This is a genomic window from Neorhizobium sp. T7_12 (assembly GCF_002968535.1).
Lineage (GTDB): Bacteria > Pseudomonadota > Alphaproteobacteria > Rhizobiales > Rhizobiaceae > Neorhizobium > Neorhizobium tomejilense.
Genome location: NZ_PVBK01000001.1, coordinates 125636 through 141568, shown reverse-complemented (window position 1 = coordinate 141568; position 15933 = coordinate 125636). Strand labels below are relative to the sequence as shown.

General features: G+C 62.2%; 14 protein-coding genes and 1 pseudogene. 6 read left to right on the top strand and 9 right to left on the bottom strand.

Annotated features, from left to right (window positions below; translation table 11 throughout):
• Positions 1 to 9: 9 nt before the first annotated feature.
• The 8 genes from C5J26_RS00680 to C5J26_RS00645 all read right to left on the bottom strand — a co-directional run bounded on the left by C5J26_RS00680 (position 10) and on the right by C5J26_RS00645 (position 10833).
• Complete coding sequence (locus tag C5J26_RS00680) at positions 10 to 960, bottom strand: substrate-binding domain-containing protein (protein WP_105400100.1); 951 nt, start codon at positions 958 to 960, stop codon at positions 10 to 12.
• A gap of 112 nt (positions 961 to 1072) precedes the next feature.
• On the bottom strand, positions 1073 to 2074 hold the full coding sequence (locus C5J26_RS00675) for an ABC transporter permease (protein ID WP_105400099.1): 1002 nt from the start codon (positions 2072 to 2074) through the stop codon (positions 1073 to 1075).
• Positions 2074 to 3597: a sugar ABC transporter ATP-binding protein gene (locus C5J26_RS00670; RefSeq protein ID WP_105400098.1), complete on the bottom strand. Its 1524-nt coding sequence runs from the start codon at positions 3595 to 3597 to the stop codon at positions 2074 to 2076. The genes C5J26_RS00675 and C5J26_RS00670 overlap by 1 nt, the downstream gene beginning before the upstream one ends.
• 261 nt (positions 3598 to 3858) lie before the next feature.
• Positions 3859 to 5169: a xylose isomerase gene (xylA, locus tag C5J26_RS00665; RefSeq protein WP_105400097.1), complete on the bottom strand. Its 1311-nt coding sequence runs from the start codon at positions 5167 to 5169 to the stop codon at positions 3859 to 3861.
• 170 nt (positions 5170 to 5339) lie between these two features.
• Positions 5340 to 6794 (bottom strand): xylulokinase, encoded by a 1455-nt coding sequence (gene xylB / locus C5J26_RS00660; RefSeq protein ID WP_105400096.1) that lies wholly within the window; start codon positions 6792 to 6794, stop codon positions 5340 to 5342.
• Between the two features lie 25 nt (positions 6795 to 6819).
• Positions 6820 to 7860, bottom strand: a complete 1041-nt coding sequence (locus C5J26_RS00655; protein ID WP_105400095.1) for a LacI family DNA-binding transcriptional regulator — start codon at positions 7858 to 7860, stop codon at positions 6820 to 6822.
• 144 nt (positions 7861 to 8004) lie between these two features.
• A complete protein-coding gene (locus tag C5J26_RS00650; RefSeq protein WP_172745730.1) occupies positions 8005 to 9597 on the bottom strand; it encodes a DHA2 family efflux MFS transporter permease subunit in 1593 nt (530 codons plus the stop codon).
• A 21-nt stretch (positions 9598 to 9618) separates the two neighbouring features.
• Positions 9619 to 10833 carry an HlyD family secretion protein gene (locus C5J26_RS00645; protein WP_105400093.1) on the bottom strand — a complete coding sequence of 405 codons (1215 nt, stop codon included), beginning with the start codon at positions 10831 to 10833 and terminating at the stop codon, positions 9619 to 9621.
• 135 nt (positions 10834 to 10968) lie between these two features.
• On the opposite strand from C5J26_RS00645, the gene C5J26_RS00640 reads away from it, so the two are divergent.
• From C5J26_RS00640 to C5J26_RS00625, 5 genes and pseudogenes are all read left to right on the top strand, one after another.
• The gene (locus C5J26_RS00640) at positions 10969 to 11670 is read left to right on the top strand and encodes a TetR/AcrR family transcriptional regulator (protein ID WP_105400092.1); all 702 of its coding nucleotides are present in this window, start codon (positions 10969 to 10971) and stop codon (positions 11668 to 11670) included.
• 98 nt (positions 11671 to 11768) lie between these two features.
• The gene (locus C5J26_RS00635; RefSeq protein WP_046608509.1) at positions 11769 to 12533 is read left to right on the top strand and encodes a TerC family protein; all 765 of its coding nucleotides are present in this window, start codon (positions 11769 to 11771) and stop codon (positions 12531 to 12533) included.
• Positions 12533 to 12772 (top strand): annotated as a pseudogene (locus C5J26_RS33620) (DUF6516 family protein); the annotation flags it as partial. The gene C5J26_RS00635 and the pseudogene C5J26_RS33620, both read left to right, overlap by 1 nt.
• The gene (locus C5J26_RS33505) at positions 12762 to 12896 is read left to right on the top strand and encodes a hypothetical protein (protein ID WP_256386070.1); all 135 of its coding nucleotides are present in this window, start codon (positions 12762 to 12764) and stop codon (positions 12894 to 12896) included. The pseudogene C5J26_RS33620 and the gene C5J26_RS33505, both read left to right, overlap by 11 nt.
• The gene (locus C5J26_RS00625; RefSeq protein WP_105400091.1) at positions 12893 to 13255 is read left to right on the top strand and encodes a hypothetical protein; all 363 of its coding nucleotides are present in this window, start codon (positions 12893 to 12895) and stop codon (positions 13253 to 13255) included. Before C5J26_RS33505 ends, C5J26_RS00625 begins: the two co-directional genes overlap by 4 nt.
• 38 nt (positions 13256 to 13293) lie before the next feature.
• Here C5J26_RS00625 and C5J26_RS00620 read toward each other — a convergent pair whose 3' ends face one another.
• Positions 13294 to 13836: a glutathione peroxidase gene (locus C5J26_RS00620; RefSeq protein ID WP_105400090.1), complete on the bottom strand. Its 543-nt coding sequence runs from the start codon at positions 13834 to 13836 to the stop codon at positions 13294 to 13296.
• A 205-nt stretch (positions 13837 to 14041) separates the two neighbouring features.
• On the opposite strand from C5J26_RS00620, the gene C5J26_RS00615 reads away from it, so the two are divergent.
• Positions 14042 to 15814: an SLC13 family permease gene (locus C5J26_RS00615; protein WP_105400089.1), complete on the top strand. Its 1773-nt coding sequence runs from the start codon at positions 14042 to 14044 to the stop codon at positions 15812 to 15814.
• Positions 15815 to 15933 lie beyond the last annotated feature (119 nt).

The window sequence follows — 15933 nt, the reverse complement described above, 5'->3', positions numbered from 1 at the left end:
AAGCCGTTATCAGAACGGCGAATCCGGGAAATAGAAGTTCTTGGCATTGTCCTTCGTCACCAGCGTGGCGTCGAGGATGTAGGTGCCGCTGACCGGGACCTTGTCATAGAAATTGCCGGCGGTGAGTTCCATGGCGGTCGCCACCATTGCCGGCGGATAGAGCACGTCGACCGGGATCATCTTGTCGCCGTCCATGACCTTCTTCACCATATCCTTGGAGCCCGCGCCGCCGACCACATACTTGATGTCCGTGCGCTTGGACTGAGCGATGGCTTCGAGAACGCCGACGGCCATGTCGTCGTCCTGACACCAGACCACGTCGATCTTCGGGTGCTTTGTCAGGAAGTCCTGCATGACCTTGAACGCGTCGTCGCGGCTCCAGTTGCCGAACTGGCGATCGAGCACCTTCACCTTGGAACCGGCAATGCCCTTGTCGAAACCGTCCTGGCGCTGCTGGTCGATCGGGATCGGCAGGCCGCGGATGACGACGACCTGGGCGTCCGGCGTGGTCTTCTTGATGTATTCGCCGGCGACCTGGCCGAGCGCCGGGTTGTTGCCGGCAACGTAGAGGTCACGGATGGTGCTGTCGTTGACGGAGGGCGCGCGGTCGACGAGCGCGACGAACGTACCCTTGTCCTTGACCTGCTGGATGGCGTTGACGAGCGGATCCGGATCGGACGGCAGGATGACCAGCGCGTCGAGACCCTGGACCGCGAGATCCTGCACGGCGTTCGCCTGGCTTGCCGCATCCGGCGAGGTCTTGACGATGACGTTGAGGCCCGGATGCTCCTTCATCAGGAGCTTGGCGACGCGTTCGGCATGGAACACGACGCCGGCAGTCCAGCCATGGTCGGCGGCCGGAATGGAAACGCCGATCGTCACCTTCTTGTCCTGTGCGAAGGCGGTGCCGGCGAGAAGCGCCAGCGACGCCATGGCCAGTCCCAAAATTTGTCTGCGCATTGTTTCTCTCTCCCACAATATCAGGGTCTTTAATATTTCAGGACCGGGCGCGACCCATCAGCTCGGTCAGTTCTCGTTGGCCCGCTTCTGCGGGCTAATCCGCTTCAGCGGCCTACCTCCGCATCAGCGACCTCTGGACCAGCATGGCGATGATGATGATCGCTCCCTGAATGGCGCCGATCAGGTATTCGCTGACGAAGTTGGACAACAGCATGATGTTGCCGACGATTTCCAGAATGAAGGCGCCGCAGATCGTGCCCCAGATGCGGCCGACCCCACCGCGGAGCGCGGTGCCGCCGACGACGACGGCGGTAATCGCCTGCAGTTCCCAGAAGCTGCCGGTCGTGGCGGACGTCGAGCCGAGGCGCGGCACGTAGAGCAGCACGGCGACAGCGACGCAGAGCCCCTGGATCACATAGGTGACGGTGCGCACCCGGTTGATCGAAATGCCGGAATAACGCGCGACGTCCTCGTTCGAGCCGACCGCGGTGACATGCCGGCCGTAACGGGTGCGGTAAAGCACGAAGGCGGCGATGGCGGCGGTGACGAAGATGACGATGATCGGGATCGGCACGCCGACGAACGAGCCGGAATAGACCGGCCGGTAGAGCGCCAGAATATCGCGGTCGCGCACGGTGATGGCACCGCCCTGGCTGAGCCAGGTGGTGAGGCCGCGATAGATGCCCATCGTGCCGAGCGTGGCGATGAAGGGTTCGATCCGGCCGACCGTGGTGATCAGGCCGTTGGCGAGCCCGCAGACGGCGCCGATCGCGATCGCCAGCGCCATCCCGGAAACCAGCGCCAGCGCCGGGTCGGCGACCGTTCCCGAGTTCAGGAACAGGATCATCAGGCTGGCCACGAAGGCGAGCATCGCACCGACCGAAAGATCGAGCCCGCCCGACGTGATCACATAGGTCGCGCCGAGAGCGATGACGGCGATGAAGGAACTGCGCGTCACGACGTTCAAGAGGTTGGCGGACGTCATGAAGTTCGGGTTGGCGAAGTAGCCGAGCACCAGGAGAAGGGCGAGCGCGATGAACGGCGCGACCGCCGCCATGTCCCAGTCCTTGGAGGTCTTCGGTGCCTTGGCCGGTTCGGTTGCGACATTCGCCATCACGCGGCCTCCTCTTTATTGACGCCTGTCGCCAGCACGACGATCTCGTTTTCGTTCATATGGTCCCCCGTCACCTCGCCGACGATCCGGCCGGAGCGCATGACGAGGATGCGGTCGCAGATACCGATCAGTTCCGGCATTTCGGAAGAGACGACGATGATCGAACGCCCCTCCTCTGCCAGTTTGGCGATAAATTTGTAGATCTGTTCCTTGTTGCCGATATCGATGCCGCGCGTCGGCTCGTCGATGATGACGATCGACGGATCGAGCAGCATCATCTTGGCGAGCAGCAGTTTCTGCTGATTGCCGCCGGAAAGCTGGCCGGCGAGGATGTCCTTCCGGCCGGTACGAATGTCGAAATCGCGGATCGCCTTGTCGAGCGCGTCGCTTTCGCGCTTGCGATCGATCTGCAGCGCGCCAATGAACTTGCCGAGCGAGGCGAGCGTCAGGTTGACGATCAGGTCCTTGGTGAGCAGCAGGCCCTTGCCCTTGCGGTCTTCGGACAGGTAGACGATGCCGGCCTTGAGGCTTGCATGCACGTCCTTGAAATTGACGGGCTTGCCGAGATGGCGGACCACGCCGCGGCTGGTACGAAGGCCGACCATGCCCTCCATCAGTTCGGTGCGGCCGGCGCCGACGAGGCCGGCAAAACCGAGGATCTCGCCCTTTTTCAGCTGGAACGAGGCATCCTGCGCATATCCGGGAACGTTGAGATGCTCGACCTCGAGCACCGTCTCGCGCGCCTCCGCCGCGTGACGGTCCGGATAGAGTTTTGCGACGTCGCGACCGACCATCAGCCGCGCCATGTCGGCCGGCTGCAGTTCGCTGACGTCATGGCTGGCGACGAGCCTTCCGTCGCGCAACACCGTCACCCGGTCGGCAATCTCCTTCACCTCCGGCAGGCGGTGGGAAATGTAGAGGACGCCGACGCCCTTGGCGCGGATCTGCCGGATGACCTTCAGCAGCGCATCGGTCTCGTGCGGCGTCAGCGACGCCGTCGGCTCGTCAAAGATGACGATCCGGTGCGGCACAAGCAGCACGCGGGCTATCTGTACCAGCTGGCGCTGGGCGATCGACAGGCGGCTGACGATGGTGTTCGGATCGATATCGCTGCCGAGCCCGCGGACAGCCTTGGCTGCACCTTCGTTCATGGCGCGGTCGTCGATGAAGACGCCCTTGTGCAGCTCCCGGCCGAGATAGATGTTCTGGGCGACGGTCAGGTCCGGCGCCAGCAGGATTTCCTGGTGCACCAGCACGATGCCGCGATGTTCCGCATCGACCGGGCCGGAAAAGGTGACGGCCTCGCCATCTATCCTCATCTCGCCGCGGGTCGGGGCCAAATTGCCGGCGATGATCTTCATCAAGGTCGACTTGCCGGCGCCGTTCTCGCCGATGATCGCGTGGACCTCGCCGGCGCGGACGTTGATATTGATGTCCTTGAGGACCTCGACAATGCCGAATGTCTTGGAAAGGCCGGTCGCTTCGAAGAGCGTCACGGCGGGGCTCGCCTCCACAGAACTCATCACGCAGCACCCATGACCATAGGGCAACGCACGGCCCGACAGCGAACCGCTGCGTTACCGACAGCACGCCTGTATATGATAATCTGCACCCAAGCTCCTCCCATGAGAACGCTAGCCCAGATTCTGAGGTACGTAAAGCAGATTTGCCGTAAACCAAGCGGGAAAGGTTCGTGCAAATCATCTTCCGGTTGGCGACCGCGGCGCCACCTCGTCTGGCGCAAGCTTGGTGAGGGTGAGGCGTCGCCTCACCCTCTGTCTTCGTCAAACGTAACGATTGACGACGTTTTCCAGGTATTCTTGGCGGCCGGACTTCGGTTCCGGGTTGATGTCCTGCTTTTCTACCCAGGAGGCGATGTCGTCGAGCTTGTATTCGCCGCGCAGCATCTTGCTGTATTCGGGGCTGTCCCACTTCTCGTAGCGGGCATCGAGCGGCGCCTTCAGCGCACCATCGTCGAGCATCTTCGCCGCAGCCTTGATGCCGCGGGCGCAGCAGTCCATGCCGCCGATATGGCCGATCAGCAGGTCCTCAGGGTCGAGCGACTGCCGGCGCAGTTTTGCGTCGAAATTGGTGCCGCCGTTCTGGAAGCCGCCGCCGGCGAGCACATGGTAATAGGCCAGCGCCATTTCCGGCACGTTGTTCGGGAACTGGTCGGTATCCCAGCCTGACTGCATGTCGTTGCGGTTCATGTCGATCGAACCGAAAATGCCGAAGGCGTTGGCCATGGCGATCTCGTGTTCGAAGGAATGCCCGGCAAGGATCGCATGACCCTGCTCGATATTGACCTTCACTTCCTTGTCCAGCCCATGCTTCTGCAGGAACGCGTAGACGGTCGCGACGTCGTAGTCGTACTGATGCTTGGTCGGCTCCTGCGGCTTCGGCTCGATCAGGATCGTGCCTTTAAAGCCGATCTTGTACTTGTATTCGACCACCAGATTGAGGAAGCGGCCCATCTGGTCGAGCTCGCGCGACAGGTCCGTGTTCAGCAGCGTTTCGTAACCTTCGCGGCCGCCCCAGAGCACGTAGTTGGAACCGCCGAGGCGCTTGGTGGCGTCGAGGCAGGTCTTTACAGTCGCCGCGGCAAACGCAAAGACGTCCGGATCCGGATTGGTGGCGGCACCCGACATGTAGCGGCGGTTGGAGAAGAGGTTGGCCGTGCCCCAGAGAAGCTTGACGCCGGTTTCGGCCTGCTTCTTCTCGAAATAGTCGACGATCTCGTTGAGGTTCCTGGTGTTCTCGGCGAAGTTATTGCCTTCCGGACGCACGTCGGCATCGTGGAAGCAATAGAAGGGCGAACCGAGCAGCTGGAAGAATTCGAAGGCGACATCGGCCTTCATCTTCGCCGCTTCCATCGTGTCGGAGAACCACGGGCGCTGGAAGGTCTGGCCGCCGAAGGGGTCACCGCCCGGCCAGGTGAAGGTGTGCCAGTAGGCGACGGCAAAGCGGAGGTGATCCTCCATGCGCTTGCCGGCGACGATCTCTTCGGGGTTGTAGTGGCGGAAGGCGAGCGGATTGGTGCTGTCCGGGCCTTCGTATTTGATCTTCTGGATGTCTCCGAAAAAGCCTGTGCTCATGGGGTGTTTCTCCTTGGGTTCGAATTGTTGTCTGGCGGGTGGGTCGCCCCCTCATCCGACCCTTCGGGCCACCTTCTCCCCGAGGGGAGAGGGGAACTGAGGCACCGCCGCGAACCTCTTCTCCCCTCGGGGAGAAGGTGCCGGCAGGTGGATGAGGGGGCGCCTCATATTCAATGCGCCAGCGATCTGATCGCCGGATAGAGCGCCCGGTAGCGGGCGTATGCGGTGTCGTATGCCTCCGACAGCCCGGAGACCGGCTCGATGGTCTCGTCGGTTTTCGGTGCAGAGCAGACGGAAAGCGGGTCGGCGCCGGTGGCGGCGATGAGGCCGAGGCGTGCGGCGCCGAAGGCAGCTCCGAAATCGCCGTCGGCCGGAATATCCACCGGCACGCCGAGAGACGTGGCGATCGACTGCAGCCAGTAGCGCGAGCGCGAACCGCCGCCGATGGCGGTAACGCGGGAAATCGAGGTGCCGGCGGATTTCAGGGCTTCGAGATTGTCCCTGATCGCGAAGGTCACGCCTTCCAGGACCGCCTGGGTCAGTACCGACCGGCTGCTTTCGTGTTCAAGGCCGATGAAGGCGCCGCGGATAGCCGCATCATTATGCGGGGTGCGTTCACCTGAAAGATAGGGCAGGAAGGTGACGCTGGAGGGAGCCTTCAGCGTATCGCCGAGTTCCTGGGTGAGTTCGGCGGCCGTTTTTCCGGTGATCTGCGAATACCAATTGAGCGCGTCTGTCGCCGACAGGATGACGCCCATCTGGTGCCAGGTTTTCGGCAGTGCGTGGCAGAAGGCATGTACCGCGCTTTCCGGCTTCGGCAGATAGGAAGCGTTGGCCGCGAACAGCACGCCGGACGTGCCGAGCGACACGAAGGCATGGCCCTCCGCGACCGTGCCCATGCCGCAGGCCGACGCCGCATTATCCCCTGCCCCGCCGGCAATCACGACGCCTTCCGCCATGCCCCACTTGTAGGAAAGTTCGCCGCGCAGCTTGCCGGCCTGTTCGGTGCCCTCGACCAGCGACGGCATCTGCTTTTCGTCAAGGCCCGTCGCGGCGAGCAGTTCGGACGACCACTTGCGGGCGCCGGTATCGAGCCAGGACGTGCCGGCCGAATCCGACATTTCGGACATATGCTCGCCGGTCAGCAAGAGGCGCAGGTAATCCTTCGGCAGCAGGACCTTGGCGACCTTGGCGAAGATGTCAGGCTCGTTTTTGGCGACCCAGACGAGCTTCGGGGCGGTAAAACCGGGGAAGACGATATTGCCGGTGAGCTTGCGGAAGATCGGGTTGGCATCGAGGGCTGCGGCTTCCTGATGCGAACGGGTGTCGTTCCAGAGAATGCAGGGGCGCAGCACCTTGTCTTCGCTATCCAGCAGCGTCGCGCCGTGCATCTGGCCGGAAAGGCCGATACCCTTCACCGCCGCCAGCTCCTTCGGGAATTTTGCCTTGAGGCCGGCGACCGCTTCTTCGGTGGCGCGGATCCAGTGGGCGGGATCCTGCTCCGACCAGCCGGAATGCGGACGCGAGACGTCGAGTGATCCGCTCGCCGAACCGATGATCTTCTGATCGCCGTCGATCAGCATCGCCTTGACGCCCGAAGTGCCGAGATCGAGACCGAGATACATGGTGGTTCTCCTAATGCTCCGCCCTTCAGGGCAGATTGTCTTTCAAGAATATGTCGATACGGATGCGTTCCTGGGCGGCGAGCACCGGCAGGCCGTCCGCCTTGGCCTTCAGCACGCGGATCGCGCTTCTGACCTCGTGGCCCGCGTCCTGGTTCAGAACCGCGTCGATGACACCGTTTGAAAGTGCTGCGCGGGTCGAGGCGGTGAGTTCGTGGGCGATGACGAGCGGCCGGCGGGGGCCGTGCGCCGTCTGCAGCGCGCGGATCAGGCCGCGGTTGCCGGCACCGAGACTGTAGATGCCGGCAATGTCCGCATTGCGGCGCAGCGCCTCCGCGACCATCGTCTCGGAGAGCGCCGGATCGTCACGGCCTTCAAGGACGGGCAGGATATGGACGTTCGGATAGGCGTTTGCGATGACGGTCGAAAATCCTTCCAGCCGCTCGCGGTGGTCGCGCACCAGCATGGAGCCGGCAAGCACCGCAACGGTCGCCCCCCGTTCATCCATGAGCGGGCCGCTGAGGAACCGCCCCATCAGGCTGCCTGCGGTGCGCCCGGCGGCGATATTGTCGATGCCCGCATAATGATCGCGGGAGGACTCCGGCAGGTCCGACACGAGCGTCACCATCGGGATGCCGGCCTCGCTGAGGCGTCGGGCGGCCGCGCGAACTTCCGGCGCGTCGATAGCGACGAAGGCGACCCCGGCCGGCTTTTCGGCAAGGACCGCCTCGAGCGATGCGACCAGCGCGCCCGGATCGAAGGGCGGCACGTCGACGATGCGGATGTCGGTGCGCTCCGAGCTGGAGCGGGCAACGGCGCCGCGGACTTCCTCGGTGAGACCGATCATGAAGGAGTTGTCGTTGGCCGGCAAAATGAAGACGAAGGAATAGGTCCGGCTTTTCGCAAGATTGGCGGCGGCGAGATCGCGCACGTACCCGAGCGAAATGATCGCATCCTCGACCTTGCCGCGGGTGACGGAACGCACGCCCGGCCGGCCGTTGAGAACCCGGTCGACAGTCGCAAGGCTGACGCCGGCGATCTTCGCGATGTCGTGGACTGTGGGCTTCATGAATTCCTCCGCCGACCGTGTTAGCGGAAATTCTGAGGTACGTAAATCAAAATTTGAGGTACGTGTTTCACGCAAGCTCGAACACCCAAAGAAAAAGGCCGTCACTCGCGTGGCGGCCCCTCTCCCGGCGGTGGAATGCTGCAATCAATGCCCGCCGCCACCGGCGCCCGCGGGGCGGGCCGGCTTGGCGATCAGGAAGACGAAGAAGATCAGGCTGCCGAACAGCCCCGTCAGGATGAAGAAGACATCCATGAAGGAAAGCAGCAGAGCCTGCTGGGTGATGATGCCGGAGAGCCTCTGGAGCGCCACGGCGCTGCCGTCGAGGCCGAAGGAATTGTAGTTGGCGCCGACGCTGTCCAGCCAGTTGAGCGCTGCCGGATTGCCGTAGTTGACGTGCTCGGAAAGCCGGGCGTAGTGCTCGTCTGAACGCTGGGTCAGCGCCGTGTTGATGACCGCAAGGCCGACCGCACCGCCGAGGTTGCGGGTCAGGTTGAAAAGGCCGGACGCGCCCTGGATGCGCTGCGGCGCGAGCGTCCCGAGCGCGATATTGCTGATCGGCACCATGCACATCATCATCCCGAACCCGCGCAGGATCTGCGGCAGCAGCAGCTCGTAGAAATCCCAATCGGCGGTGATGCCGGTCATCAGCCAGGTACCAGCCGCAAACGAGCCGAAACCGACGGCCATCAGGATGCGCAGGTCGACACTGTTCGACAGCCGTCCGACGAGCGGCGCCGAGACGAACATGGCGATGCCCGAAACGAACATCGTCTCCCCGATCATCAGCGAATCGTAGTGACGGACGCGACCGAGATAGAGCGGATAGAGATAAGTGAGCCCATAAAGCCCGACGCCCATGATGAACGAGAACAGCGAACCGAAGGCGAAATTGGCGTTGCCGAATGCCCTCAGATCGACGATCGGGAACTCGACCTTGAAGGCACGCCAGAAGAACACTACTGCGCCGCTGACGATGAAGACTGTGCCTATGACGATCTTGTCGTCGCTGAACCAGTCCTTGTTGTTGCCTTCTTCCAGAACGTATTCCAGCGCGCCGAGGAAGACCGCCATGGAGGCGAGCCCCCACCAGTCGAACTTCTTCATCAGCTTAAGCTGCGGCTTGTCGAAGTCGATCAGCGTGAAGGTGACGACGGTGACGATGATACCGGGGATGACATTGACCAGGAACAGCCAGTGCCAGGAGAAGGAATTGGAAAGGTAACCGCCGACCGTCGGGCCGATCGTCGGGGCGAGCGTCGCGACGAGGCCGATGATCGGCGACACGATGCTGCGCTTCGACGGCGGGAAAATGGTGAAGGCCGCCGCGAAGACGGACGGGATCATGCCGCCGCCGATGAAGCCCTGGATGGCGCGATAGACAATCATCTCGTCGATATTCGTGGCAGTGGCGCAAAGGATGCTGGCCAGCGTGAAACCCGCCGCGCACATGGAAAACAGGATGCGCGTCGACATGATGCGGGCAAGCGTGCCCGACAGCGGGATCATGATCACTTCGGCGATCAGGTAGGAGGTCTGCACCCAGGCGATTTCATCCGAGCCGGCGGAAAGGCCGGCCTGGATTTCCGCGAGCGAGGCCGAGACGATCTGAATGTCGAGGATCGACATGAACATGCCGAAGACCATCGCGAAGAAGGCGATGAGCTTGCGTCTGTCCATCGGCTGATCGGCCGGCATCGCCATAGGGGGCGGACCCGCCGTGGCCGTTGCTCCTGCCATGGCCGCTCTCCTTGGTTCTCTTTACTTGGCAGCGACGGCGCTGATGCCGGGCGCGGTCCGGGTATCGACGTCGACGACGACGCTCAAGCCGGCACGAAGGCGCTGGCGTTCGAGGTCTTCCTTCGGGATCGAGATGCGAACCGGAACGCGCTGCACGACCTTGGTGAAGTTGCCGGTCGCATTTTCCGGCGGCAGCATCGAGAAGACGGCGCCGGAAGCCGGCGCGATCGACACCACAGTGCCTGTGATGTTGTGATCCTCATAAGCATCCACGTGCACGCGGACCTTGGAACCCGGCTGCAGGTTGCCGAGCTGGGTTTCCTTGAAATTCGCCTCGATATAGAGCTCGGTCAGCGGCACCAGCGACGCGAGCCGCTTGCCGGTCGAGACGAGATCGCCTGTCTGGACGGAGAGGTTGCCGATGACGCCGTCATAGGGTGCCTTCAGGACCGTGAAGTTCAGGTCGCGCTGGGCCTGGTCCCGGGCGAGTTCCTGGGTATGGATCGTATTGACCGCCTCGTCGCGCTGGGCACGCAGGAGGCCGATATTGGCCTGGGCCGACGCGACTGCCGCCTGGCCGGCAACGAGATTGGCGCGGGCCTGTTCAAGCGCGATCTCCGCATTGTCGAGCGCGGCGGCGGTGCCGACCGCACTTGCCTGCAGGCTCGTCGCGCGCTTCTGGGTGATTTCGGCACCGCGAACCGCGGCTTCGAGAGCGCCCTGCTGGGCCTGGGCCTGCTTCAGCGCCGCTTCGCCGCCGACGATCTGCGCGTCGATGCGGGAGACGGCGAGATTGGCGGATTGGATAGCCGTCTGTGCCTTGCGAAGTGCAAGCTGATAATCGCCGTCGTCGAGCGTGACGAGCGGTTCGCCCGCCTTGACGGCCTGGTTCTCGACGACATTGACCTTGGCGACATAACCGGACACCTTTGGCGAGATCACCGCGATATCGCCTTCGACATACGCGTCGTCGGTGGAAACCAGGAACCGACCATCGATCCACCAGTTGTAACCATACCAGCCAGCGCCACCGAGGAGGGCAAGCGCGATGACAGGCAACAGCAGACTGCGGCGTTTCTTCTTTTCAGGCGCCTTGGCGACCGCGGGAACCGCAATCGCCTCGGCCGTCGCGGGCTGTTCCGCAGCCGGCGAGTCCTTAAGGGCCTCAACCTTGGCAAGGCCAGCGTTTTCCATCGTCACGGCGCGCAGTGCGCCGGAATTCTGAGAGGACGTCATCTTGTATCTACCGTCTTGGGAGCGTCGTATTCCATCGAACCGATCGGTTCAGCGAGCTTGACATAGACCCATCGATGACACATATCAAGGGCAATCGAACCGCTCGGTTCGAAAAGGTTAAAAAAGGGCATCGAAATGGCCAGGCAGACAAGGAAACTGGAAAGGTGTGATCCGGTTCCCGCCGGACGTTTCGCAGCGGGCGAGGACCCGGCGAAACGGGAGCAGATTATCGACGGGGCAAAAAGCGTCTTCATGAAGCTCGGCTTCGACGCGGCAAGCATGAACGACATCACCCGCGAGGCCGGTGTTTCGAAAGGGACGATCTACGTCTACTTCCAGAACAAGGAAGACCTTTTCGGCGCGATCATTGCCCGTGAGCGCGAACGGATCACGCTGCGCATGCGTGATATTCTCGCCGGCAGCGAGGAGGTCGAGGACGGCCTCTACCGCTTCGGCATGGGTTTTGCGACGCACATCACCGCATCGCAGGTGATCGAGGCGATGCGTACCGTGATCGGCGTCGTCGATCGCCTGCCGAGCCTCTGTCGGCATTTTTTCAATTCGCCGACCCAGAACGTCCGCACCGTGCTCGAGGATTTCATCAGACGCCACGTGGAGCTCGGCAATCTCAAGGTAGAGGATACCGATCTCGCAGCCCGTCAATTCGTCGACATGGTAAGCGGCACCTTCTTCAAGCTTCGCCTTTTCGGCGATCTCGACGACGTCCCGCCGTTCAACGAGATCGACCACGTCGTTACCGGAGCGATCCGGGTTTTCATGGCAGCCTATGGCGTCCATGACAATTCCGTGACCGCAAAAACGAAAGAACATGCCTGATTTCAGGAGGTTGTAGCGCAACCTCCTCTTGTCTTCCGCTCATCAATCCTTAAATCGGTCAGGCAATTACGCCTTGAGATTGAAAGAAGGGAATGTTGATGCAGGATATCGTCGTGCTGGTTCAGGATCCGGCCGCCTGGGTGGCGCTTGTCACCCTCGTCGTCATGGAAGTCGTGCTCGGCATCGACAACCTCATCTTCATCTCCATCCTCACCAACAAGCTGCCGCCCGAAAACCGTGAGCGTGCCCGCAAGATCGGCATCGGCCTGGCGCTCGTCATGCGTCTCGCCCTGCTCGGCACCGTCGCCTGGATCGTCCAGCTTACCAACCCGATCTTCGAGGCCTTCGGCCACGGCTTCTCGTGGAAGGATCTGATCCTGATCGCCGGCGGCCTTTTCCTCGTCTGGAAGGCGACCAAGGAAATCCATCACTCCGTCGATGTCGACGACCACAAGGAAGACCTGGTCGGCGCCGGCAAGGACGTACTGAAGATGAGCTTTGCGTCTGCGATCGGCCAGATCCTGCTGCTCGACCTCGTCTTCTCGATCGACAGCATCATCACCGCCGTCGGCATGACCCCGCATCTGCCGATCATGGTGGTCGCCGTCCTCGCCGCCGTCACCGTCATGCTGATCGCCGCCACCCCGCTTGCAAACTTCATCGAGAAAAACCCGACCATCGTCATGCTGGCGCTCGCCTTCCTGCTGATGATCGGCGGCACCCTGATTGTCGAAGGTTTTGGCGTGCACGTGCCCAAGGGCTACATCTACGCCGCCATGGCCTTCTCCGCGGCGGTAGAAGCGCTCAACATGTTCGCCAAGAACGCCCGCAAGAAGAAGGGCGGCGGAACGACGCTGCATTGATGGTGGCGTTTCCCTTCCATCAAGTCGAGCATCACCTTGATGCCATATTCAGCATATGCCAGATAAAGCATCAAATGGCGCGAGCGACCCTAATTATGGATCGGAAATTTCATCTGGATGATGGAAGGATCATCCAGATGAAGGTCTGGCAGCTTCCCGATCCCAACGTGGAACGTCCACATGGATTGAAATATTCGCTTTTCTTCGGACGCCCGGGAGAGCGAATTATTGGCTACGACAACGAAGCTGGCAAAGGCGATCATCGCCATTATCGCGATCATGAGGAAGCCCTATCGTTTCGAGAGCCTCGAACGGATGATCGGGGATTTCGAAGACGATGTCCGCCGGGAGTTGAAGGTATGAGCGAAGTTCGGATCCACGTTTCCAATATGGACGCGTTTTTCGAAAACGCGACAAGGGATGGAGCACGGATCGACGCCGGCGATTTCAGCCTGCAGCCGGGCGAGATCGCCTTCGAAAGCATGGATCTTCTCTTAAAGGTGCTGACCGCCAATCGCTGGCGGCTTCTGCGCGCCCTGAAAGCGGCTGGCACCTCCTCGATCCGCCAGCTCGCTCATTCCCTGAAGCGGGATTATCGCGGGGTCCATGCCGACGTGGTCGCTCTGGCCGAGGTCGGTCTAATCGAAAAGACCGCGGAGGGTCTGGTCAAGGTTCCCTGGGATCGCATCACGGCAGAAATGGCGATCACTGAAGCGGCCTAGTTGGAATGCAAGGAATTGCTCCGGCTTTGCGGGGCCGCTCAGTTCTTCGCCAGTTCCCGTTCGACCGCGTCGACTAGGCGGCTGTCCTGCGCATCGACGTCGGGCGCGAAGCGGGCCTTGATCTCGCCGTCGCGGCCGATCAGGAATTTTTCGAAGTTCCAGACGATCTCGCCGTCTTCGACCTCGATGCCGAAACCCCGCAGCTTTTCCTTCATCGGGCCGTCGCCGGTGGTCGGTACGCCGGAGCCGGTGAGGCCCTGGTAGAGCGGATGCTTGTCTTCGCCCTTCACGGAGATCTTCGAGAAGATCGGGAACTTGACGTCATAGGTGAGCTGGCAGAATTCGACGATCTCGGAATCCGTGCCGGGCTCCTGGCCCTTGAAGTTGTTGGCCGGGAAGGCGGTGATCACGAAACCATCGCCGCGCTTGTCTTCGTGGAGTTTTTCGAGGCCTTCGTACTGCTTGGTCAGGCCGCATTTCGAGGCGACGTTGACGACCAGCATCACCTTGCCCTTGTATTCGGCAAGCGTCGTCTCGCGGCCATCGGCCAGCTTCACCGGCACGTTCAAAACATCAGTCATCGACAAATCTCCATTCAAAACAATTCAATAGCCCCACGGCCATACCCTAGCGAAGCGACCTGCGTTGTCCAGTGGATAGGTCCCTCTTGCGCCCACTGCGCTGGAACTTTAAGCCTCACCACATTGATCGGCTGCGCGACCGCACCATCTCCATCCTTCTGCCAGCGGTGATTCTCCCGCTGGACCTCTCGACGTCAAGGGCGGCATGACCACTCAGCAGATCCTCGCGTTTTCCGTCATCGCCATCATGATGGCGGTCTTTATCTGGGATCGGTTCCGTTATGATGTGGTCGCCTGCTGCGCGCTGGTGCTGGCCGTTGCGCTCGGCGTCGTGCCGGTCGACAGGGCGTTTTCCGGCTTCTCGGACGACATCGTCATCATCGTCGGCAGCGCCCTGGTGGTCAGCGCAGGCGTGGCGCGCTCGGGCATCGTCGATACTGCCATCAAGAAATTCTTCCCGAACCTCAACACGCTGCACACCCAGCTCGCGCTGCTGATGATCGTCGTGGCGGTGCTTTCCGCCTTCATCAAGAATATTGGTGCTCTGGCGATCATGATGCCGGTCGCCTTCCAGTTCGCCAGGAAATCGGGCGCCTCGCCATCGAAATACCTGATGCCGATGGCTTTCGCCGCCCTGCTCGGCGGGCTGATGACCCAGATCGGCACTTCGCCCAATATCGTCGTCTCGCGGCTGCGCGAAGAGCTGACCGGCAGGTCTTTCACGATGTTCGACTTCACGCCGATGGGAGCGATCCTCACCGTCGTCGGCATCACCTTCCTGCTCTTCTTTCACTGGCTGGTGCCGAGCCGCACGCGGGAGAACAGCTCGATCGAAGAGGCGGTGGAGATCACCGATTACACGTCAGAGGTCTCCCTGACCGCCGGCTCGACGATGCTGGAAAAGCCGCTCAGCGACCTTCTGAAGCATGCCGACGGCGAAGTGCTGGCCACTGCCGTTTTGCGCGGGACGTCCCGCATGTCGCCCTTTCCGGACCTGACGTTGCGCGAAGGCGACGTGGTGATGCTGGAAGGCCCTTCGAAGGCGCTCGACCGGATCGTCTCCGGCGGCAGGCTGAAACTGTCCGGCAAGCCGCTGAAGGAAAAAGGCCAGGCACAGACGGACGTGATCTCGGTCGAGGCGATCATCACCCAGGAATCGTCGCTTAAAGGCCTGTCCGCCAAGGAACTGGCGCTCTCCTATACGCGCGGCATCAATCTTCTGGCGATCAGCCGGCGCGGCGAACGGCTGAAGCAGCGGCTGGGCGAGCTGACGCTGATGGCCGGCGACGTGCTGGTGCTGCAGGGCAGCCGCAAGAACCTGCCCGCCGTGCTGCAGGATTTTTCCCTGCTGCCGCTCGCCCAGCGCGAAATCCTGCTCGGGACACAGCGGCGCGCCTTCATTCCGCTGGTCATCCTGGCGCTTGCCATGGCTGCGACCGCAGTTGGCGTCGCCCCGGTCCCCGTCGCCTTCTTCACCGCCGCCCTCGGCATGGTCGTCTTCCGGGCGATCCCGCTCAACGACTTTTACAAGTCTGTCGACGGGCCGATCCTCGTCATGCTGGCGGCGCTGATCCCGGTTTCGGATTCGTTGAGGACCACCGGTGGCAGCGAACTGATCGCGGGCTGGCTCGGCCAGGTGGCCGCGACGCTTCCGGCCTGGGGTGCCCTGGGGCTGATCCTTGTCACTGCCATGGCGGTGACGCCATTCCTCAACAATGCCGCGACGGTGCTCGTCATGGGGCCGATCGCCGCGAGCTTCGCCACCAGTCTCGGCTTTCGGCCGGAGGCGTTTCTGATGGCGGTGGCGATCGGCGCCGGCTGCGACTTCCTCACCCCGGTCGGCCACCAATGCAACACGCTGGTCTTCGGCCCCGGCGGCTACAAGTTCTCCGACTACCCGAGGCTCGGCCTGCCTCTTTCTTTCCTGATCATCCTCGTCAGCGTGCCGGCGCTACTCTATGTCTGGCCGGTGAGGTAGGGCTGCGGCCGAGTACCTTGACGCCAAAAACCTTGACGCTCGCGGCTGAATATGGCCTAAGCCTGCGCCAATCCGCATTTCAAAAACAGGCTTGGCGCCTTCCCGGCCGCCACAGATAG

What these genes read in the sequence shown, in the direction of transcription:
- xylB (WP_105400096.1), bottom strand. Translation starts at nt 6,794, where the DNA reads ATGTATCTCGGTCTCGATCTCGGCACTTCGGGCGTCAAGGCGATGCTG.
- xylA (WP_105400097.1), bottom strand. Translation starts at nt 5,169, where the DNA reads ATGAGCACAGGCTTTTTCGGAGACATCCAGAAGATCAAATACGAAGGC.
- C5J26_RS00680 (WP_105400100.1), bottom strand. Translation starts at nt 960, where the DNA reads ATGCGCAGACAAATTTTGGGACTGGCCATGGCGTCGCTGGCGCTTCTC.
- C5J26_RS00620 (WP_105400090.1), bottom strand. Translation starts at nt 13,836, where the DNA reads ATGACTGATGTTTTGAACGTGCCGGTGAAGCTGGCCGATGGCCGCGAG.
- C5J26_RS00650 (WP_172745730.1), bottom strand. Translation starts at nt 9,597, where the DNA reads ATGGCAGGAGCAACGGCCACGGCGGGTCCGCCCCCTATGGCGATGCCG.
- C5J26_RS00635 (WP_046608509.1), top strand. Translation starts at nt 11,769, where the DNA reads ATGCAGGATATCGTCGTGCTGGTTCAGGATCCGGCCGCCTGGGTGGCG.
- C5J26_RS00645 (WP_105400093.1), bottom strand. Translation starts at nt 10,833, where the DNA reads ATGACGTCCTCTCAGAATTCCGGCGCACTGCGCGCCGTGACGATGGAA.
- C5J26_RS00625 (WP_105400091.1), top strand. Translation starts at nt 12,893, where the DNA reads ATGAGCGAAGTTCGGATCCACGTTTCCAATATGGACGCGTTTTTCGAA.
- C5J26_RS00670 (WP_105400098.1), bottom strand. Translation starts at nt 3,597, where the DNA reads ATGAGTTCTGTGGAGGCGAGCCCCGCCGTGACGCTCTTCGAAGCGACC.
- C5J26_RS00615 (WP_105400089.1), top strand. Translation starts at nt 14,042, where the DNA reads ATGACCACTCAGCAGATCCTCGCGTTTTCCGTCATCGCCATCATGATG.
- C5J26_RS00640 (WP_105400092.1), top strand. Translation starts at nt 10,969, where the DNA reads ATGGCCAGGCAGACAAGGAAACTGGAAAGGTGTGATCCGGTTCCCGCC.
- C5J26_RS00655 (WP_105400095.1), bottom strand. Translation starts at nt 7,860, where the DNA reads ATGAAGCCCACAGTCCACGACATCGCGAAGATCGCCGGCGTCAGCCTT.
- C5J26_RS00675 (WP_105400099.1), bottom strand. Translation starts at nt 2,074, where the DNA reads ATGGCGAATGTCGCAACCGAACCGGCCAAGGCACCGAAGACCTCCAAG.